Source organism: Hathewaya histolytica (assembly GCF_901482605.1).
GTDB classification, from domain to species: Bacteria; Bacillota; Clostridia; order Clostridiales; family Clostridiaceae; genus Hathewaya; species Hathewaya histolytica.
Map to the genome: position 1 here is coordinate 519,227 of NZ_LR590481.1, position 22,052 is coordinate 541,278.

Genomic DNA, 22,052 nt, shown 5'->3' on the forward strand with positions numbered 1-22,052 from the left:
TTAACTATTAATAAATAATAAACATGTTTATTATTAGGTAATAAAATATATAAAAGAAAATATACCAAAATATTGCGGATTGTTGTTTAAAATGGTATTCTAATAATGTTAATAAAATATTAACGAAAAATCAAGGGGGGGAATAAAGTGTATAAAAATAAGAGTATAAGGAATTTAAGCCTAATACTTATCTTTGTTTATGTATTTAATACATTTTCATTTTCTGTTCATGAAGTATTTGCAAAAGAAGTTTTACCTTCTAAGAAAAATACAAATGAAAGAATAGAAGATAAGGCACAAGTATATGTTTATCCCAAAAAGCTTTTAGAACTATTAGATAAAAATGAAAAAACTACAGATAGTTCTAAAACAGATTTAAATAAGGGGAAGAACACAACAGTTAAAATTAACAATAATACAGAAGAGGATAAGAAAAAAAGTACACATAAGAATAACGCAAAAAATAGTACGAAGATTAAAAATAGTTCTAACCAGTTGCAAATAAAAAAGACTAATATCCAATTAAACAAGAGTGATATTAGTCAAATCAAATTAGATCCAAAAGAATTAAATGATGGAACTAAAATAAAAGTAGCGTATTCTAAATACATAGAACAATTAAAAAAGAATACTTTAGAAAATCGTAAAAAGGAAAAAGATTATTTAAAGGAACGAGATAGAAAAATAAAATTTAAACAAGGGAATGAAGAAAAAAGTAAAAAGGAAGAAAATGATAGAAGTGTAGATAAAGGAAACAAGGATGATAAAAAACAAGAGATAAAGGAAGAAAAAAATCAGGATAAACCTAATGAAGTTAAAGAAAAACGTGTAGATGCAAAAGAAAAGAATGATTCTCAAAGTAAAAGAACAGTTGATACTAAAGAAGAAAATAATAATAGTGAAGATTTAAATAAAGAAAATCTTAAAAAGGAACCTAACTTAGATTCAAATAAAGAAGTAGACAATACTAAAGTTGAAGCTAAAAAAACAGAGGATAGTAAGCCAATAAAGACTAAGGACACTGAAAATAAAGTAGAAGAAGAGGTTCAAGAAGAAAACAAAAAAGAAGAAGATAAGAAAGAAAATAGTAAAGATAATACAGAAAAGTTAGAAAAAAATCATGATGACTTAATAGATAACAATAATATCGATGAATTAAAAGATAAATACATAAAAACTGCACCATTAAATATAAAAGGTGAGGTTATCCAAGATAAGTTAAAAATAACTTGGGATGGAATAGAGAATGTTAACTCCTATGATTTATTGATAAATGACAAAATAGTACACATTAGTAATGTCACAGAATATATAAGCGAAACATTAAAGGAAGATAAGATATATTTAGTTAAAATAAGAGGGAAAAATGATGATATTTTAGGTCCATGGAGTCAAGAGTTAAACATATCAATAAAGATAGAAAATCCCAAATTGCCTAAGAATTTTAAGGTGGAATCTTCATCAAATGGTGTAAAGATTATTTGGGACAAGGTAGAAGGTTCAGAATCATATGATTTAGAAGTCAATGATAAAATAATAAATGTTCAAGGAGAAAATTGTTATACTATACAATTAAATGGAAGTAAAAGTTTGCATAGGGTTAGAGTAAGAGCTAAAAAATACTCATCTTACTATAGTGATTGGACAAGCTATATTAATCTAATAACTGCTAGTCTATCATTAAATGAAAATCTTACATTAACGGGAGATACTTATGTATGTAATAGTACAATAAGGCTTGATAATAAAACGTTAAATGTAAATGGAGATTTAAAACAGGACGGAGCCTCTATATATCTAGATAGAGGGAAATTAATAGTAGAAGGAAATTATGAATTAAAAGGTTCCTCATTGCTATATATGTTGGAAGAAGAAGATTATGTTCTAGTAAAAGGTAATTTTAGGACAGAGTCTACAGGAGATCAAGAGAATAAATTTAAAGCAGGAACTCTAGAAGTAAAAGGAGATTTTGTAAAAGAGGGCGGAAGCACATGGAGTTTTTATGCTAATGGAACACACAAAGTAGTATTAAGCGGGGGTAAAACTCAAAAAGTAATATTTAATAATCGTGATAATTCACAATTTAATATATTAGATACAATTGGTTCTGCAAAAGTAGAGTTTATAACACCTATAAAGCTAAAAAACCTTAAGAATATAAAAGGTGAAAATTTAAAAATAATACATTCAAATATAACTTTACAAGAAGATGAAGTTATAGATAGTAGTTGTGAATTAATAAATACAACAATAAATTTAAATGGAAAAGAGTTAAAAGTAAATGGAAGCTTAAAACAAGGCGAAAGTAATATATATATAGACAGAGGAAGACTAATAATAGATAAAAATTACGAATTAAAGGGTTCTTCACTCTTGTATATGTTACAGGAAGAATGTTATATACTAGTAAAAGGTAATTTTAGGACGGAGTCTATAGGAGATCAAGAGAATAAATTTAAAGCAGGAACTCTAGAAGTAAAAGGAGATTTTGTAAAAGAGGGCGGAAACAAATGGAGTTTTTATGCTAATGGAATGCACAAAGTAGTGCTAAGTGGAGATAAAATTCAAAAAGTAATATTTAATAATTGTGATAAATCACAATTTAATATACTAGATGTAAGTAATGCTAAAGAAGTAGATTTTGAGACATCTATAAAAGTTAGGTTTCTTAAAAATATAAGAGGAAGTAAGGTTACAATAAAGGATTCAAATATAAATTTAGATCAAAATGAAAATATAATAGGAGAATTTATATTTAATAATTGTACTATAAATATGAATGGGTATATCTTAAATATTAATAGTAAAGAGTTACAATTAATAAATACAATAATAAGAATTAATAATAAGGAATTAAAAATAAGTGGAAATCTAAAACAGGACGGAGGCTCCATATATCTAGATAGAGGGAAATTGATAATAGAAGGAAGTTATGAGTTAAAGGATTCCTCATTGCTATATATGTTGGAAGAAGAAGATTATGTTCTAGTAAAAGGTAACTTTAGGACTGAGTCTACAGGAGATCAAGAGAATAAATTTAAAGCAGGAACTTTAGAAGTAAAAGGAGATTTTGTAAAAGAGGGCGGAAACAAATGGAGTTTTTATGCTAATGGAACACACAAAGTAGTATTAAGCGGGGGTAAAACTCAAAAAGTAATATTTAATAACTGTGATAATTCACAATTTAATATATTAGATACAATTGGCTCTGCAAAAGTAGAGTTTATAACACCTATAAAGCTAAAAAATCTTAAGAATATAAAAGGTGAAAATTTAAAAATAATACATTCAAATATAACTTTACAAGAAGATGAAGTTATAGATAGTAGTTGTGAATTAATAAATACAACAATAAATTTAAATGGAAAAGAGTTAAAAGTAAATGGAAGCTTAAAACAAGGCGAAAGTAATATATATATAGACAGAGGAAGACTAATAATAGATAAAAATTACGAATTAAAGGGTTATTCACTCTTGTATATGTTACAGGAAGAATGTTATATACTAGTAAAAGGTAATTTTAGGACGGAGTCTATAGGAGATCAAGAGAATAAATTTAAAGCAGGAACTCTAGAAGTAAAAGGAGATTTTGTAAAAGAGGGCGGAAACAAATGGAGTTTTTATGCTAATGGAATGCACAAAGTAGTGCTAAGTGGAGATAAAATTCAAAAAGTAATATTTAATAATTGTGATAAATCACAATTTAATATACTAGATGTAAGTAATGCTAAAGAAGTAGATTTTGAGACATCTATAAAAGTTAGGTTTCTTAAAAATATAAGAGGAAGTAAGGTTACAATAAAGGATTCAAATATAAATTTAGATCAAAATGAAAATATAATAGGAGAATTTATATTTAATAATTGTACTATAAATATGAATGGGTATATCTTAAATATTAATAGTAAAGAGTTACAATTAATAAATACAATAATAAGAATTAATAATAAGGAATTAAAAATAAGTGGAAATCTAAAACAGGACGGAGGCTCCATATATCTAGATAGAGGGAAATTAATAGTAGAAGGAAATTATGAATTAAAAGGTTCCTCATTGCTATATATGTTGGAAGAAGAAGATTATGTTCTAGTAAAAGGTAATTTTAGGACGGAGTCTACAGGAGATCAAGAGAATAAATTTAAAGCAGGAACTCTAGAAGTAAAAGGAGATTTTGTAAAAGAGGGCGGAAACAAATGGAGTTTTTATGCTAATGGAATGCACAAAGTAGTGCTAAGTGGAGATAAAATTCAAAAAGTAATATTTAATAATTGTGATAAGTCACAATTTAACATATTAGATACAATTAGATCTGTAAAAGTAGAGTTTATGACACCGATAAAGCTAAGAACTATTAAGAATATAAAAGGTGAAAATCTAAGAATAATACATTCAAATATAACTTTACAAAAAAATGAAGTTATAGATAGTAGTTGTGAATTAATAAATACAACAATAAATTTAAATGGAAAAGAGTTGAAAATAAATGGAAACCTAAAACAAGCTGGCGACTCTATATATTTAAATAAGGGGAAATTAATAGTAGAAGGAAATTATGAATTAAAAGGTTCCTCATTGCTATATATGTTGGAAGAAGAAGATTATGTTCTAGTAAAAGGTCACTTTAGGACAGAGTCTACAGGGGATCAAGAGAATAAATTTAAAGCAGGAACTCTAGAAGTAAAAGGAGATTTTGTAAAAGAGGGCGGAAACAAATGGAGTTTTTATGCTAATGGAATGCACAAAGTAGTGCTAAGTGGAGATAAAATTCAAAAAGTAATATTTAATAATTGTGATAAGTCACAATTTAACATATTAGATACAATTAGATCTGTAAAAGTAGAGTTTATGACACCGATAAAGCTAAGAACTATTAAGAATATAAAAGGTGAAAATCTAAGAATAATACATTCAAATATAACTTTACAAAAAAATGAAGTTATAGATAGTAGTTGTGAATTAATAAATACAACAATAAATTTAAATGGAAAAGAGTTGAAAATAAATGGAAACCTAAAACAAGCTGGCGACTCTATATATTTAAATAAGGGGAAATTAATAGTAGAAGGAAATTATGAATTAAAAGGTTCCTCATTGCTATATATGTTGGAAGAAGAAGATTATGTTCTAGTAAAAGGTCACTTTAGGACAGAGTCTACAGGGGATCAAGAGAATAAATTTAAAGCAGGAACTCTAGAAGTAAAAGGAGATTTCATAAAAGAGGAAGGAAATACATGGAGCTTCCATGCTAATGGAACACATAAAGTAGTATTAAGCGGGGCTGAAACTCAAAAGATAGTATTCAAGAATAGTGATAGATCACAATTTAATATACTAGACTTAAGTAAATCTAAGGGAGTAGAGTTCCAAGGCCCAGTAAGTATTTCTTCTAATTTATTGGGACTTAGTAAGATAGTTAACGATGATTTAACTCTAGTTGGAACTAAGATAACTTTATTAGAAGATGATAGATTCAATGGAGATCTTGAACTGAAAAATTCAAGCATGTATTTAAATGGTCATTCTTTAACTATAGATGGGTACTTTAACCTTTACAATTCTAGATTAGATTTGAATTCTGGAAAAATAGCAGTTCTATGGAATCTAAATCAAAATAATTCAGATATAAAAATTAACAAAGGAAAACTAATAGTAGAGGATGACTATGATATAGTAGGAAATTCATCACTATATATGTTAAATCCATCTGATTATGTATTGGTATATGGGAATTTTTTCACAGAATCAACGCAAAGCCATGAAGAAAAACTCACTAATGGAGTGTTTGAATTAAAAGGTGATTTCAAAGAGGCTGGATATCAATCAGATAATTTCTATGCTAGCGGAAACCACAAAGTATTATTAACAGGACAATTTCATCAATTAATAAACCTTAAGAATCATAACGGTTGCCGATTCAATATACTTGATTATAGTGGGTCTAAAGGTGCTATAATAGAAACACCTGTGTATTTAATAAATAGAATTGGACAAACGATAAATATTAATATACTTGATATAATAAAAGAAATCCCTGAATCTACAGGAATTAATTATTTTATTAAGGAATTAAAGCAATTTGGAATACATGCTGAAGGTAATTTAAATAAACTTGTTAATAATTTAATAAGAGAGACTGGTATAGAATATATAACTTGTTCAAAAGAGGACTTAAAAAACTTTATACATGGTGTGATTATAAGTGTTGATAATAATTTATTTTTAGGGGCAGTAAGAGGTACTGCGAAATTGATGGGGCTTGCAAACGGTCCTTTACCAGAAGATGATTATTCATTCATGTTAGCTAAAACTATGGTTGATACTGTATTTACAGTATATTTTACTTCCAAAGCTATTGATAAGTTTTTACAATCAGGTATTTGTTTAGGTGTAGCAATGGCATCGGCAGGTGCAGGTGCCATTGCAGCTCTTCCAACAGGAGGAACATCTGCAGTTGTAGGAATGGGCATAGCTGAGGTAGCAATAGCAGAGGCAGCTATTAGCATGGTAATGGCAGTAGTTGCAGAAGCAGGAGCTATACATTCTCAACATCTTTTAGGCGAAGATACGGAAAAGCTTAGGAATGCTAAGAGGAATAAGGGGGTAAGTAAACCTATAAGAGAGCAAATGTTAGAATCGTCATCGGCTAAGTTATGGGGAACATTAGAAGATGGAACAAATCAAGGAGTAAAACATTTTGCTGACTATTGGGAAAAGTACCCAGAACGTATACCTTCATTAGCAGAAAGATTAGGAGTTGATGCATCAAAATTTGAGAATACTGTAGATGGATTCAACAATTTTACTGATCAGGTATTAAAAGTTAAAAATAATGGTATATTGAGAGAAGTTAATGGAAAACAGATATACTATTTAGAGGGAGCAGCAAAGCCTAAAAAAGGTATTGTAGTAATCTTTAAAGATGGAAAAATCCAATCAATGATGCCTAGTGACATAAAATCATTCAACAAATTACAATAAGGAGTTTTGATAATGAAAAGTTATGAGATTGAAGAAATATATGGAGATGGCTATGAAAGATGGGCTAAGATTAAAATGGATAGTTCTCTAGAAGGAGTATATGCTCATTTTATAGAATATGATGAATATCTTGAGAATACTAATATTCCAATCAAGAGAAAAAAAGGTGACACCATAAATGGTATTCTAAAAATAGATTTAGTAACCGAATTTAAAATCGTAGATGAAGATAGAAAAGGATATAATCAATCTATTAACAATTCTTCAAATATTACTGCAATAGCAACAGTAAAAGAAGTAGATGATAGTGATATTATTGTGTGTAGAATTGAAGAGTTAGGTGATGATATTGTAGTTGAATTTGAAGATGATGTAGAGATAGAAGTTGATACTACAATAGAAGTAAATGGTTCACTAGAATTGGAGATTCAATAACCTAGGATGCGAAATTATAATTTAATTAACTGCATAAAAAATAGTAATATCAGAATATAGTTAAGTTAATAATAGCAAGGGATTTTAGTACTGCATAACTTAAATAATGCAGTAAAATGAGATAGTGAGTCAATTGAAATAGATTGGCTCATTATTTTTTTACATCCAATTACCTTGGTAATAAATGATGTAGATAATGCTACTGAAATACTATCAATGGTTTCAATAGCTAAGAAAATAATGATTACACTAACACCGTAAGCTGAAAGCTAAGGAGTTGAAGAAGAGATAAGCAATATCTAATATGAATGAAGAAATGATAAGAGATAATAGAGTAATAAGAAATAGTAAAATTATTCACTAGAGTAGATAGCTGAAAAATACAGTACATCAATCGAGACAGATACATCAAAAAGCAATGATAGCACATTAGAAAACAGAGATTTTAGAGAATGTGAATAAGAGTGTCAATAAAACTAAAAAGCTGTACAGAAAGGCTAAATCAACGGATTTTCAATAAAATGGCTGATAACTAATCTAAATTGAATAGATAGTAGATTGGATAACCTTACAATCTAGGATAACAAGGCATGAAAGTACACTGAATACTGAAAGCGTAGGAAATCCTATACTCAATAATTCCACTTGAAATCGAGGGGAATTGATAACATAGTATATGTGGTGGCTAAATTGAATTTCACTCAAAAATAAAAAGAATTGGAAAGATGAAACATATAAATAATGGAACTTGGAACTAGAGAGTTGGAACTCGGGACTTGGAAGAAGTAATGGGGGGAGCGGGGAATAAGGAACTAAGAAGAAAGGTAAGAATTGAAATAGATTACTAAAAATCTATTTCAATAAAAGTAAATAAAGATAAAGAAATTGAAAGAAAAGATAAATTGATAAATAAGAAATAATCAGAATAAATAAGAATTGATAAGAGATAGATAAAGTAAGAATAGGTAATAGATAAGTAAATAAAGTAATAATTGAGTATCAAGTAATAAGTGATTAAGTAATAAATAATCAATAGATAATAAAATCATTCAGATGGAATAGATATCTAAAAAGTACAATACATCAAAAAACAACGATAAGGTAACTAAAAACAGAGATTACAGAAAGTGTGAATAAGAATACCATTCAGATTGAAAAGCTGTAAATAAAGGCTAAATCAACTGAATTTAAAATAGATGATAAATATATATCATAAATCTGATAACAGAGTTAATGTTTCTAATCAAGGAAGCATTAACTCTTTTTCTATTTCAAGAAGGAGGGATTGAGTATAAATAAATCAGATTTCAATGGAATATATGAAGAGCTAATTGAATTACTAGGCTTAGAAGTAACTATAAAAATACATGAATATTTCAAAGGTCAACAAGTAAACTTTCCAATGAGATTACATTCTAAATCCTATGTGATTAAAGAACTTCAAGGTAGGTCCGTAAGCGATAGCAAAAAACTAGCTAAGAAATTAGGATACACAGATAACAGGACAAGAAAACTATTAAAGAAAATTGAGAGGAGCAATAACAATGAATGAAATAGTAGAAAGTTTCAAGGTAAGTCTAATTGAAGATGGTAAAAGTCCTAAAACAATTGAAAGCTACATTGGAGACATAAAAGCATTCATAGAATTTCTAGGAAGTAAAGGAGCTGATTTCAATAGTACTCTACAACGATTCTACGTAGTAAGCTACAAGAATTTTCTAGTAGATAGTAACTATGAGGTAGCAACAATAAATAAAAAGATAAATAGCATTCATGCATTAAATAGATATCTAGTAGAAACTGGTGAGATGAAAGAAATAGTTGTAGAAAATTCTAAAGATAGAGTAAAAATAAAAAATAGCCTACGGATCGGAGAAACAAGTAGAGGTCTATTCAGATAAGGAGGTTTACAGAATACTCTTCTACATTCAGAACGAGAACAAGGTAAGTAAAAGAAATAAAGTAATTGCAATGTTACTACTTTACACAGGTGTTAGAGTAAGTGAACTATGTAGTATCAAGATAAAAGATATTGATTTCTTAAACTACTCCATAAAGATATATGGTAAGGGTGGAAAGTTTAGAGAAGTACCACTAAAATTCGATTTAGCTGATGTAATAAAGGAATACATTAAAGATAGATATTACAGCTTAAAAGATTCAGAATATCTAATAATAGGTCAAAGAGGAGCATTGAGAAGAGATGCTATAAATACAATTCTTGAAAGATTAACTAATGAGATAGGAATGGTAAATAAGTTAAAACCTCATACCTTTAGACATACCTTCTGTACAAGGCTAATAAATAGAGGCGTACCAATTTCAACAGTAAGTAAACTAGCAGGTCATAGCAGTGTAGATACTACTGCAACATTCTACATCAATAGTAGCAGAGAAGAAAAACTAAAAGCAGTAAATCTACTATAGGAGGGATTGAAAAATGATAATAATAAATACATTAGAGGACATAGAGAAAGCCGAGATAACTCCAAAGGAGTTGAAGAAGGAAATACTACAACATTTTCAAGAAATAGCTGAAAGTGTTGTAGATAAATATTGGAGAATGTACAACCTAAAGGAAGTTGGAGACATAGTAGTACTTGAAGATGATGATTCAATAGAAGTTCTAAATAAGTACAACCTACTTGATAAGGAATCAGAGAAGATAACATCAATACCAGAGTTTACAGAAATAATTGAAATAGATAATGAAATCAACATTCATTCTAGGAGATTCCTTCGGGATAACCCTATACCATAAAATCGGTAAACTAGGCACAGAAAACGAGAATTTTCTGAAAGTATATGAAATATGAAAGGAGATGAAAAGATGGAAATAGCCATACTAATTGCAAGAATAATACTACTTGTACTAAGTGGAATGTCATCACTTGGAGCAGTTGAAGAAATAGCAAAAGTTAGCGGTGTAGCGTCAGCAACATTGTGGAGGAATCTACCTAATAGGTTCAAGTAGGGCGGAAGTGGACTGATGTTGGGCGGATTGTGGGAAGATAAAACCTAGATAAATCAATAGGTTGGGTATGTGGACACATTCATTCAATAAAAATAGACTGAAAAATAACTAAATAATAAGTGAAATATAAAAGAAAATTCTATAAGTAAAGCACCCACTAGCCCAAGTCTAGCGAAATCAATGGTTTCAACAGAAATAGCTACGCGCCGATTCAGTCCACAATGTACCCAACATAAAAAGAAAATATCGTTGTCACCGTAATGTCGTCATGTCAATAATGACGATATTTTCAGTTGAAATGGAGTAACTGGAAATTAAAAAAAGAGACTATGGAGAGTAAAAAGAAAAATAAAATATAAATAGGAGGTAGAAAGGGTAAGAAAGAGAAAATAGAAGATGTCAAAAATGAAATTAATAAAAAGTGTTAAAGTGAAAACTTTTTAGCCTAGGAAGTCCTTAACTGGAAATTGTAAAACTAGGACAAGGCAAGGAAGTCTAGGAACATTGTAAACATAGATAAAATCAGAGCTCAAGTATAATCAAGGTTCTGAAATATCAGATATAATGAACCTAAAATAAATAGTAACTAATGCGGTAGTGGGATATCTCAAAGTAGAAGATTCAAGAATGATTTCATTGAAAACTACAATGTCATTACATCTAGCAGAACAAGAACGGATTGGATTTCGCCCCTATGCACAATAATTCTCTAAGAAGAATTGATTGAATGCTTTTCAAACTGAGGTTGCCTGCGTTCCTGCATAGAATAATGAATAGGAGTGAGTAGATATGCATAAAAAGCAAAACCATATATATGTTGGATTAGACCTACATAAAGATACCCATACCTCTGTAATAATTGATTGCTGGGATGAGAAGATAGATTCAATAACAATTGAGAATAAGCCTTCTGATTTCGCACGACTAATGAATAAAGTAAAGAAGATATCAGGTAAGCTAACACCAGTATATGGACTTGAAGATGTTCATGGCTACGGTAGAAGTCTAGCAGTGGTTCTAATTGAAAGAGGAATGATAGTAAAGGAAGTAAACTCCGCACTTTCCTTCATGGAAAGGATGAGTTACCCAACTACTAAAAAGAGTGATGATTGGGACGCTAATTGCATTGCGTCAGTTCTTCTAAGAAAACTAGATACACTGCCAGAGTCTAATCCACAAGACTTGTACTGGACTATAAAAATGATGGTGAATAGAAGAGATTCAATAGTAAAAGCAGTAACAACTCTAACTAATCAACTTCATGAAAACCTAAACTATAATTACCCAAGCTATAAGAAATTTTTTTCTGATGTGAATAGTAAAACTGCATTAGCATTCTACGAGAAGTACCCATCACCGAACACCTGAAAGGTGTAACTGATGAAGAACTAGCAGAGTTTCTAAGGAAACCTAGTCATAATAGTTGCTCCACAAGAAAGGCTAAAGAGATACTAGATATTGTAGAAAGTGATGGAGATACAACAAGAGAATACCAGGAGTTTAGAGATTTCATCATTCAAAGCATTGTAAGAGACATTGCATTCAAGAGTGAAGAAATCAAGAAAGTTGAGGTAGAAATGAAAAAGCTACTAAAACTACTAGACTTGAAGCTAGAAACAATTCCAGGAATAGATACTGTAACTGCAATAGCACTAGTTGCTCACATAGGAGATATAAAAAGATTCCGAAACACTGATAAGCTAGCTAAATTTTCTGGAATAGCACCAGTAAACTTCAGTTCAGCAGGTAAAGGAAAAGATAAGAAGAGTAAACAGGGTAATAGAGAACTTTACGGAGTGTTCTACTTCCTAGCAGTGCAACAGATACAAGTCTCTAAGAAAGGAACTCCTAGAAATCCAGTTTTCCTAGAATACTACAAGAGAAAAGTTTTAGAAGGTAAAACTAAAATACAAGCATTAGTGTGTGTAATGAGAAGGCTTAATAACATTATCTATGGAATGATGAAGAATAAAACTGAATATGTAATGCCTACTGCAGAAATAAAAGAAGTAGCATGATAAAATAATATTAACATATTAAGGAAAACTAAGGCTAAAAAAGTAACTACATAACAGAAAAAATGATAAGTAGTTAGAAGTGGTCTTAAAACTGTGGTAAGGATTGAAAGAACTCAATCCTTACCACTAAAAATATAAAGACAGACTCTGCCTCAAGGGGATAGGTAAAGCTAAAACTACCATAAGATTGCTTGATGAAGTGGCAGATGTTAATTTCTTAAATATAAGCAATAAATATAAAAATAAACTGCCACAATGGGCTATAGGAAAAGGTAATTTTGGATGTGCTCAAGTAACTATAGAGGATATAACTAAAAATGAATATTTTGCACATAGTGCAATACAGGCAGAGATAGAGAGTGTTAAAGGAACTTGGATTTCAATAAAACTAGATTCAACTTTATTAAAGGCAATCAAAGTTGATGGAAACAATGTAGTAGGTGGAGCTGGAGCGTGGTTAAGAGATGTTGATACTGAATTTAAAATACTTTCAGAAATACAAAATCAATTGGGAACCAAGTATAATACAGTAGATAAAATTAAATTCTTTACTGAATTAGAATGTTGCCCAAGTTGTTTAGATGTAATAAAACAATTTTTTAAATTATATCCTAACATAGATATTGAAATAATATATAAGATAAAAAAAATAGAAAGAAGGTTATATTTGATGAACAAATACAATTTTTATGAAAGCAAGTTTAGAACTTTGGAATCTTTTTATATGTGGGTAGAACAAGGAAGTACTTATGATGTTGCAGCATCACAATGTATGTATTATGATCAACCACAGAATGAGCTTGATGAAATAGTGATGTCTATAACAATTGGTACTAGATTTGCTAGATGTGGAAAAGCATTAGGTGATGATTTTAAACAAGTTTTGAAAAAGAAAATTGAAAGTTTTAATATGTTAGACTTATCAAAGTATAATTTAAACGAGGAGGAGTTAAAAGTTTTTAAGGAAGAAATAAGTGAAGTGTCTGGATATATTTCAAATTAGATACATTTAAATGTAAAACTAACTACAAAAATAATTATATATTAGTATTAAATTTAACTTTTTGTAATTTAGTATATGAATAGCAATTAACTTTACTACATAATATTAATAATGCAGTCAAATATGATGAGTCAATTGAAATAGATTGGCTCATTATTTTTTATACAAAATCAGGTTGATAGTAAGGCATAAATAAAAATCTAAACAGTAGATATAATACAAATAGCAGTAAGTAAAACAAGGCTTATGAAAATGACGTAAGCTGAAGGCTAAGTAAATATTGGCTCTATTAATTCAACTTGAAATCTATGAGTAGAAATAACAATAGAGGACTTAAAAAACTTTATACGTAGTGTTATCATAGGTGTTGAGAATAATTTATTTTTAGGGACAGTAAGAGGTACTGCGAAATTGATGGGCTTGCAAATGATCTTTTACCAGAATATAATTATTCACTCATATTATCTAAGACTATGGTTGATACTTTATTTATAGCATATTTTAAGTCTAAAGTTACGGATAAATTTGTACATTCAGGTATTTGCTTAGGCATAGCAATAGCAGAGGCCACTATTAGTACGCTAATGGTAGTGGTCGCAGAAGCAGGATCTATAACATTCTCAACAACTTTTAAGTGAAGATACGGAAAAGCTTATAAATGCTAAGAGGAATGAAGGTGTGGGTAAGAGTATATATATTAAAAATTCAGTATTAGAAAATATACGCATTAGAAGTGAATTACCCATAGAAGATTTATTTAGGGCGTTGGAATAGCAGGAAAGTAAAATGCAATTTTTAAGAAATGAGGTGATTAAAATTTATGCTATTTAAAAGTTTTAACAATATGGAAAATTTAAGGAGTCAGGGATAATAATTTTAAAAATGATAGGAGATGAAATGGTGGGTTATAAAGATTACGAGAAGGCAGTAAATTTAATTGAAGATAATGAAGAATTAAAAGATGATATAGGAGGATGTTCATATAAGTTAATCGAAATGGCAGAGAAAAGGTTAAATATGAAATTTCCTAAGAGCTATACAGATTTCTTACTTAAGTTTGGAGCTTTAAGTTTTGGTTCAGAAGAGATATATGGCATTGTTAGAGAAGATTTTGATAATTCTAGGGTTCCAGATGCAATATGGTATACGCTTGTAGAGAGAAGAGACGCTCAAATTCCATATTGGTTACTATCTATTTATGATACAGGAAGTGAAGAACTAATTTGTTTAAACTTTAATAACATAAATAAAGAAGGTGAACCAACGGTTGTGTCCTTTGTTCCAGGAATAGATAGAGAATATCAGATATATGAAGAGATTTCCAAAGATTTTGGTGAATTTTTATTAAGTAGAATTAAAATGGAGCTAGATATTTAAAATATATTGAGATGTAATAAAATACGATAAATATTTAATTAGATTTAAATAAAGATAGGTACATAAAATCCAGTGTATCATTAATTTGATATGCTAGATTTATTTTTTAGGAAAGCGAGTTTATAATAAGATTTTAACAGATACAGTGTTTATTAAATTTTTTAACGCTATAGATGAAAAAGGATTTTCAAATACAAATCTATATTTAGTGGCAGCGGTGGTGTCATTAGGAACCAGTACAACTTTAGTTGTTAGCAATGCTAGTAGCAGTAACAGTAGCTATACATTCTAATAAACTCTTAAATAAAGATAGAGAAAAACTTAGTAAGAGTAAGAGGAATAAGGGTGTTACACAAACACCAGAATTAACAAGAACACAAAGTAAATATATTGAGAGAATGAATAATGTAATAAATGACCATCTTAAGGAATCAGATTTTTCTGGGGCTTTAAGAGATTTAGAAGGAAATCCAGTTTTAAGACCAGACGGAAGTGCATTTAATCATAAGAAAGAAGTAGAGGATGCATACGTAGGTCTGAAAAAGATAACAAAAGGACTTGGGAATTCTCTGAAAAATCCTAATTTATCAGGTGCAACAAGAAAAATTATACAAGAGAATGTAGATAAAGGTAATTACTATTTAAATAGAATAGAAGAACTATTTAAGGTATATGGAGGGATAAACATTGAGTAATGATGAAAAAATAATATCAGATATTTATGGAATCTCTATAGAGGTTGCAAAGAATATATGTCCCACAGAAGAATGGTATATAAATTTATTGAAGAAGAAACCAGAAGATATAAATATGTGTGAAATAACTAAGATGTTAATTCATAATACTTTTCTAGAAACAGCTATTGAAATGGCTATAAAAATATTAGAAGATGATTATATGGCTGGAGAATTTTATGATGGACATTTATTAAAATTACTTTCTAATGTAGAGTTAGGTAAATATAATAGTCAAGTAGATAATTTAAGAACAACCATGAATAAAATAAAAAAAATAGTTAAAGAAGACGATTGGGATACTGAAGAAGACTATAACGAATATGTAAATAATTTAAACAAGAGTTTAGAGCTATTAAAATAAATTAGCTACAAAATCATGCTATAAAAAACTGCAAATAAACTAATAACTGCTAAGCTATAGGAAAATAAATAGAAGTTATAGAAAAAGTAACTGCATAATCTAAATAATGCACTGAAATAGGATGATGAGTCAATTGAAATAGATTGGCTCATTATTTTTTACAAAAAATCAGGTTGATAATAAGGCATAGATAAAAATCTAAATAGTAGATATAATACAAATAGGAGCAAGTAAAACAAGGCTTATACAAACGCCGTAAGCTGAAAGTTAAGGAAAAATTAGCTCTATTAATTCAACTTGAAATCAAGGAGTAAAACAACAATTAATATGTAATAGATAAAAGACAGAAAAGGAAACACACTACTCATATGCATTCGTAGGTGTAACTTCGACTAGCTAGATATAAAATTTAGAGTCTCACTTAAAAATAAAAAGAATTGAAAATATAAAACATACAAGTAATGGAACTTGGATTAGGAAATAGGAACAAGGGGAGGGGGCACAAGGACTTAAAAGAATTGAAATATATAAATAAAAACCTATTTGAATAATAAATAATAAATAATAAGAGTATTCATGTATTAAATAGATACCTTGTAGAGATTGAAGACGCAAATATATGGTTGTAAAAAATTTTAAGAACAGAATGAAAATGAAAGGATTATAGGACAAAGAGTTAATAATACCATTTATAATATAACTAAGATACCTAATAACACAAAACCAGCCAATAAACTTATTACTAAAATTAAAAGTGTTATAGGTGATGGGGTTGAGACTACGGCAGACACTATAACAAAATCAGAGTATAAAAGTTTTAGGAAGAAAACATATATATGAACAAGCACGAAATAAAGTTTTTGATATTATAGGAGACTTAGAATATGACTCAAAACCATTGTATAGGAGATTAAAGTCTAGTAAAGGAAATGGAAATATTATTGGAAGGCAATCAACAGATGGAAAAGTAAGATGGAGGTTGGATTATGGCCTTAATAAAGGCACACATATAAATATTGAAGATTTCAGAGGGGGTAAAGGAAGTAGTTCAACTAAAATAGCAATACCTTTTGATGGTGATGAAAAAACTTTTGAATCTTTATTAAGACATTTAAATAAATAGAGGAGTGATTAGAATGACATTATTGGAAGAATGTATTGAGGCATTAGGTAATGATATATGTATATTTAATGGTGATGAGAAGCTAGCTATAGAAGATAAGTTCTACAATATGGTACCACTAACTACGTGGGGAAGAATTAATTGGGATAAGTTTAAGAATATAGTAGAAGTTAAAGGGTTAGAAGATTTAAATCTAATAGAGGGAAATAAAAAGTATTACATCATATGGGGAGATATTGAGATGCCTGTAGTAAAAAGTGAGTTGGTAAATATTTTAAATAACTTAGATGATGTAATAGCTGTAAGTTTTGATACTTGGTTATTAGCAGAAGATGAAAGTATGGTAATAGAATTTTATCATGAATCAGATGTGACAATTGGTATGTTAGCTGATTTAATATATCTTTAAAGCTTACTAGATTCAAAATATGAAATATTTGACTTCATAAAACAGAATTAAAAAATAGTGTAGATAAATTAATAATCTTAAGATTAGATTTCATTTCATAATTGTAATAATGCAGTAAGAGAAGCACTAAAAAATAAAAGAATTAATAGAATAAAACATATAAATAGGATAGCTGAATAGAATAACTAGAGACTTGGAAATTCATGCTAGTAAAACTATGCTTTATAGTGTATTTACATCATACCGTAATTCTAAAGATATTGAGAAATGTATGTAATCAGGTATTTGTATAGGGACAGGAATAGTATAAGCATAAGCATGTACAGTTATAACCAAGATATTTATTAGTATGATAATGCTATTAGTTGCATAGGCAGGTGCTATAAACTCACGACAAATTTATCCAAGATACAGAAAAGTTTAGGAGTTCTAAGAGGAATAAGGGTATAAGTAAAGGTGAAGCAGGATGGGATATGCCTGTTGGAGGAGGAACTATCAATGGAAGGAGATATTCACAGCATGCTATGGAGAGAATGGCACCTAATACACCAGAAGTAAAAGCAGAACTTTATAAGAGAGCAAAAAAGATTGCTAAGGAGAAAGGATTGGTGCCTCAGACAAAAGAATATTCAAAATTTATATATAAATATGTTGACCCTAGAAATATTCCACCTAGTGTAATAGAGGATGCTATTAAAAATACTAAACCAATTCTAGGAAATAGACCAGATACATTCGCACATACAACAGATAGTGTAAAAGTAATTATTAGTGGAAATAGTGATATAATTACCGTAATACCCAAACAATGGAGGAATGATATGTATATAAAATATGATGAATATGAAATGTTTGAATTATTTAATAGTGAACCGGTTAGTATTGGAAGTGTTGAGGAAGGAGAGCTAATATATTCATATAAAGATAATCAAGATTTTTCAGTCACACTATTTATGAATGTTTATGCTCAATTAGCAGAGCTAACATTATCTTATAAAGAAAATATTATATTTAATAGTAAGCTAAAAGAAGTAAAAACTATAGAAAAAGTTGATGGAGTTTTAATTATACATATTAGTGATGGAAAAAGAATAAGATTAAAATTTTATCCACAAGTTGGAGTGGAATTACTTAATGATTAAAGCATAACTAAATGCAAAACTATAACTCACTTAACTGTATAAAAAATAGTAATAACAGAATATAGTTAAATCAATAAGAGTAGGAAAATTTAATACTGCATAATCTAAATAATGTAGGTAGTAGGGGGAAAGGGGGAAGAGTTGTAGATAAATTTAAAAAGTGATTTTAAGTTGATGAGATTAAGAAATATTTTTTAAAACTCTATCACTTTATCTCCCTTTTCATCTCAAGCAAAAGAAAACATGGTTTTAACTGAAATATAGATACTACAATAGTATGGATATTTTTATTTAATATTAAGCAAGAATAAGCGACTATATAATGTTAGATATGAAAATTGAGAAAATCGCATTAAAAAATGATGATACAAGAGGGTTTCAACTAAACATGACTATTAAAAGGAGTAAGGTAATATAATAATGAAGCATGTTTTATTAGAAATGTATTGTAGCTTAAAAAAGAAAATGAAAAACCAATATACTGTGAAGGGGTTGGATATATTTGCATTCATAACAAGTCAGAATATATGGGGTGCACATATTGTCCTACAATGAGTATATGGAATTAAAAAAATAGATTATATAGTTAATCTAAAACAATGTATAATTAGGATTAATTTGACTACAAAATAGTTGATAATTAATTTACGCAACAAAGATTTAGATGATAAATCACATTTTATAAAGATTTAATTGTTTAAAGATAACACATCAGAAAATGGAGTTTTAAAAGACTGTGAACAAGAGTGTATTAAATTTAAAAAGCTACTGATGTAAGTGTATTTATAAATAACTTAATATCACAAACAGGTATAGAGCATATACAAAGTTTACAGAATGATTTTAAAAGTTTTATACATGGTATTATTATAGGAGTAGATGATGATTTATTTGTTAAATTTTAGTAAACCAAGAGGAGATGGATTATTCCTAGTAATAAAACATATAGTTTACAGACCATAACTAAATGAAAGGTAGTCGTATAAGATGTTAAAAGTGATTGAATATGAACAAGCTAAAAAAGAAAATATTGAATTTGATATATATACACCACTAAACATAGAATTTGGAGTGTGGAATATTTCAAAAGAACCAACTATATACTGGAGAACAGGAGATTTTGTTGGGTCATTAATGGAAATAGGAATAGGACAACATAAGAAAGATATACGTTCTATAACATTAACTATATGTAAAAATGTATATGAAGTAGATTATTATTGTGGGAGTAAATTTAATATATCTAAAGGAAGTCCAATATTGGATTTGAAAAATATTACTAATGAGATCTATACAAATGAAAATGGGACATTAAAAGTATATATAGAAAGCAAAAGTGTAAGTATAATATTTTTAGAAAATAGAATTAGTGAGTGTTTAAAGAATGATAATGTTTATTTCTATTTAGATGATAATAAATTACTTGTAGGATTAAGAGTTAATAATATTAGTGAAGAAAATAAAACCATACTTAAGAAAGCATTGATATAGTTTACAAGTTACTGAGAAATTAATAAGGTTTTAATCTCATAATAAGTAGTATTTCATAAGCTTCTTAAATGAATAAAAAAATAAAAATAAACTAAATTTATTATTTTAACAAGGTAGTGAGAAATACGTCAATAAGCAACTTTAAGATTAAATCTACAAAGTATAGTGAGATAAAATGATAATAAATAATAAAAATAAAAGTAAGATAGAAGAACTATTAAATTTATATTATTGGGTTATAGGAGATGAAAAGTTATTGTTTGTTTTAGATAAGTATAGTAATTGTGAAGGATTTGGTGTTGAAAATATTTGGTGTTGTTTTGCAAATGAATTTCAAGAATGGGAAGAAGATTACTTTGGAGAAAGTGGAGTAGAATATTATTTTGATTATCCAGCACTAGAAAAAGATTGCATGGTTATATTAACTTACAAAGAATTTTATGAATACTTACTTGATTTTTGTAAAAAGTATGTTGAAAAACATTCAGAAGAAAAAGATATTATATATGAATATTTAAATAATATAAAAGTAAATTTAAATCTAAATCTATAATTAGAAGAGAGTTAACGTTTTTAATAAGAACATGTTAACGTAGGAGTAAGATGAATAATGGTAAAGGTAAATCCATTGATATAAAAACACAAATTGAAAATATAAGAACTAAAACACTAAATCAATTATTAAGTGAAGGATGGCAAGATTTAACTCATCCTGAGATGGCGTACTGAACTACTTCAAGGGATATTTATAATCCAGAAACAGGGTTAAAGGTTAGGTATGATAAAGGGGTAGAAGGTGCTGACGGTTTCGAAGGAGGAAAGTAAGTGTCAATAATGGAATTATTAAAAAAGTATAACTTTCATGATAGCAATGTAATATCAATAATACATAAAGAATCAGAATTAGTAATTGAAATAGAGTTATGCCAATGGAAGCAAAAATATTATAGAGAAGGTGATAAAGAGTTAGTTAATAAGAAAATAAAATTTAAATATATTAAAAATTATCAATGGGATGCAGAGAAAAATGAGGATGAGCTTGATTATGATAATATATTAAAATTTGATTATAGTACGGAAAATGACTTATATAAAATAGAAATTGTATTGCAGGATGACGGATATATATCAGTTATTACTTTTATAGGTGGTGAAGTTGAATTAATTTAAGAAAGTTGTAGTATTAAAATATTAATAATTTATCACAGAAAATTTTAAAAATACAATTAAATATTCAAGTAGGATGGGATGAAAGCTTTTAGGATTCAATATAAATTTAGAGAAGGTATGTGGGGAGCTAACTTAATAGAAAGTTATAAGGGTATAAATGAATTCAGTGATATAACAAATAAACAATTAAAGAATGTTCATATTGATATTTTAGATAAATAGGAGGAGAATGGATGTAGTTAGAGATAAAAGCTTATAATGTAATTAATGAAATATGGGAAGATATAGATGTTTTTTTCCTATCATGTCAAGTAGATATTGGTTTTAAATATGAAATAGGAGCAGAAATCTATTCTTTTGATATTGTAAGCCCTAAAAAACTTAAAAAAATGTTAGTGAGAGATGAAGTTGAGATAGGAAAAGGATATTTCATTATGAATGATTATAATAAGAGATCAGTATGTAATAAAATAGAAAAGTTAATTGATGGAGAGGTTTCAGAAAATAATAAGCACGATATTTTTAATGAAATTAGTGTTTATTTTAAAAATCAAGTTTAATTGAATAAAATTAATGGACTAAGATAACAGAGCTTATGAAAGCGTCATAAGCTAAAACCTAAGAAAATCCTAGCTCTAATAATTCTACTTGAAATCGAGAACCAGAATGAACAAGTAATATGTAGTAGGATAAAGTGAGACCACTTAAAAATAAAAAATTGAAAGTATTTATTTTTCTTAATAATACTTTCTAAAAGTTACTACCTCATGTAGCCTTTAACCTAATAGGCGAAGTATTACTTATGTACATTCAGAGGTGTAGCAAAAGAAAATA

Annotated in this window: 20 protein-coding genes and 1 pseudogene; all 21 read left to right on the forward strand. The window is 28.3% G+C overall.

The annotated features are described in order from the left end of the window. Positions 1-147: 147 nt before the first annotated feature. The 21 genes and pseudogenes from FGL08_RS02375 to FGL08_RS02460 all read left to right on the forward strand — a co-directional run bounded on the left by FGL08_RS02375 (position 148) and on the right by FGL08_RS02460 (position 21,778). Positions 148-6,978 (forward strand): fibronectin type III domain-containing protein, encoded by a 6,831-nt coding sequence (locus FGL08_RS02375; RefSeq protein ID WP_138209288.1) that lies wholly within the window; start codon positions 148-150, stop codon positions 6,976-6,978. A gap of 12 nt (positions 6,979-6,990) precedes the next feature. Beyond that, entirely contained in the window at positions 6,991-7,413 is a 423-nt protein-coding gene (locus FGL08_RS02380; RefSeq protein ID WP_138209289.1) for a hypothetical protein, read from the forward strand. A gap of 1,285 nt (positions 7,414-8,698) precedes the next feature. Next, entirely contained in the window at positions 8,699-8,965 is a 267-nt protein-coding gene (locus tag FGL08_RS02385) for a Mor transcription activator family protein (protein WP_138209290.1), read from the forward strand. After that, positions 8,958-9,314, forward strand: coding sequence for a site-specific integrase (locus FGL08_RS13520; protein ID WP_243117925.1), 357 nt, complete (start codon positions 8,958-8,960; stop codon positions 9,312-9,314). The genes FGL08_RS02385 and FGL08_RS13520 overlap by 8 nt, the downstream gene beginning before the upstream one ends. A gap of 25 nt (positions 9,315-9,339) precedes the next feature. Continuing rightward, on the forward strand, positions 9,340-9,840 hold the full coding sequence (locus tag FGL08_RS13525; protein ID WP_243117996.1) for a tyrosine-type recombinase/integrase: 501 nt from the start codon (positions 9,340-9,342) through the stop codon (positions 9,838-9,840). A 13-nt stretch (positions 9,841-9,853) separates the two neighbouring features. Then, on the forward strand, positions 9,854-10,174 hold the full coding sequence (locus tag FGL08_RS02395; RefSeq protein WP_243117926.1) for a hypothetical protein: 321 nt from the start codon (positions 9,854-9,856) through the stop codon (positions 10,172-10,174). A 51-nt stretch (positions 10,175-10,225) separates the two neighbouring features. Beyond that, complete coding sequence (locus tag FGL08_RS13300; RefSeq protein ID WP_171011926.1) at positions 10,226-10,387, forward strand: hypothetical protein; 162 nt, start codon at positions 10,226-10,228, stop codon at positions 10,385-10,387. Between the two features lie 789 nt (positions 10,388-11,176). Further along, positions 11,177-12,405 (forward strand): annotated as a pseudogene (locus tag FGL08_RS02400) (IS110 family RNA-guided transposase). Between the two features lie 199 nt (positions 12,406-12,604). Continuing rightward, a complete protein-coding gene (locus FGL08_RS02405) occupies positions 12,605-13,408 on the forward strand; it encodes a deaminase domain-containing protein (RefSeq protein WP_171011957.1) in 804 nt (267 codons plus the stop codon). A gap of 882 nt (positions 13,409-14,290) precedes the next feature. Beyond that, positions 14,291-14,785, forward strand: coding sequence for an SMI1/KNR4 family protein (locus tag FGL08_RS02410; protein WP_197733541.1), 495 nt, complete (start codon positions 14,291-14,293; stop codon positions 14,783-14,785). A 257-nt stretch (positions 14,786-15,042) separates the two neighbouring features. Then, a complete protein-coding gene (locus FGL08_RS02415; protein WP_138211244.1) occupies positions 15,043-15,480 on the forward strand; it encodes a polymorphic toxin type 28 domain-containing protein in 438 nt (145 codons plus the stop codon). Further along, positions 15,473-15,883 (forward strand): contact-dependent growth inhibition system immunity protein, encoded by a 411-nt coding sequence (locus tag FGL08_RS02420; protein ID WP_138209292.1) that lies wholly within the window; start codon positions 15,473-15,475, stop codon positions 15,881-15,883. Before FGL08_RS02415 ends, FGL08_RS02420 begins: the two co-directional genes overlap by 8 nt. Positions 15,884-16,781: 898 nt before the next feature. After that, positions 16,782-17,006: a hypothetical protein gene (locus tag FGL08_RS02425; RefSeq protein ID WP_138209293.1), complete on the forward strand. Its 225-nt coding sequence runs from the start codon at positions 16,782-16,784 to the stop codon at positions 17,004-17,006. Between the two features lie 13 nt (positions 17,007-17,019). After that, positions 17,020-17,415, forward strand: a complete 396-nt coding sequence (locus tag FGL08_RS02430) for a CDI toxin immunity protein (protein WP_138209294.1) — start codon at positions 17,020-17,022, stop codon at positions 17,413-17,415. A 473-nt stretch (positions 17,416-17,888) separates the two neighbouring features. Continuing rightward, the gene (locus tag FGL08_RS13530) at positions 17,889-18,557 is read left to right on the forward strand and encodes a hypothetical protein (protein ID WP_243117927.1); all 669 of its coding nucleotides are present in this window, start codon (positions 17,889-17,891) and stop codon (positions 18,555-18,557) included. Positions 18,558-19,544: 987 nt separating this feature from the next. Continuing rightward, positions 19,545-20,048, forward strand: coding sequence for a hypothetical protein (locus FGL08_RS02445; RefSeq protein WP_138209295.1), 504 nt, complete (start codon positions 19,545-19,547; stop codon positions 20,046-20,048). A gap of 175 nt (positions 20,049-20,223) precedes the next feature. Then, on the forward strand, positions 20,224-20,601 hold the full coding sequence (gene cdiI / locus FGL08_RS02450; RefSeq protein WP_138209296.1) for a ribonuclease toxin immunity protein CdiI: 378 nt from the start codon (positions 20,224-20,226) through the stop codon (positions 20,599-20,601). A gap of 50 nt (positions 20,602-20,651) precedes the next feature. Then, entirely contained in the window at positions 20,652-20,777 is a 126-nt protein-coding gene (locus FGL08_RS13645; RefSeq protein WP_279232933.1) for a hypothetical protein, read from the forward strand. A gap of 96 nt (positions 20,778-20,873) precedes the next feature. Then, on the forward strand, positions 20,874-21,218 hold the full coding sequence (locus FGL08_RS02455; RefSeq protein ID WP_138209297.1) for a hypothetical protein: 345 nt from the start codon (positions 20,874-20,876) through the stop codon (positions 21,216-21,218). 78 nt (positions 21,219-21,296) lie between these two features. Beyond that, positions 21,297-21,440 (forward strand): hypothetical protein, encoded by a 144-nt coding sequence (locus tag FGL08_RS13305; protein ID WP_171011958.1) that lies wholly within the window; start codon positions 21,297-21,299, stop codon positions 21,438-21,440. 62 nt (positions 21,441-21,502) lie between these two features. After that, complete coding sequence (locus tag FGL08_RS02460; RefSeq protein WP_279232961.1) at positions 21,503-21,778, forward strand: Imm8 family immunity protein; 276 nt, start codon at positions 21,503-21,505, stop codon at positions 21,776-21,778. Positions 21,779-22,052: the final 274 nt, after the last annotated feature.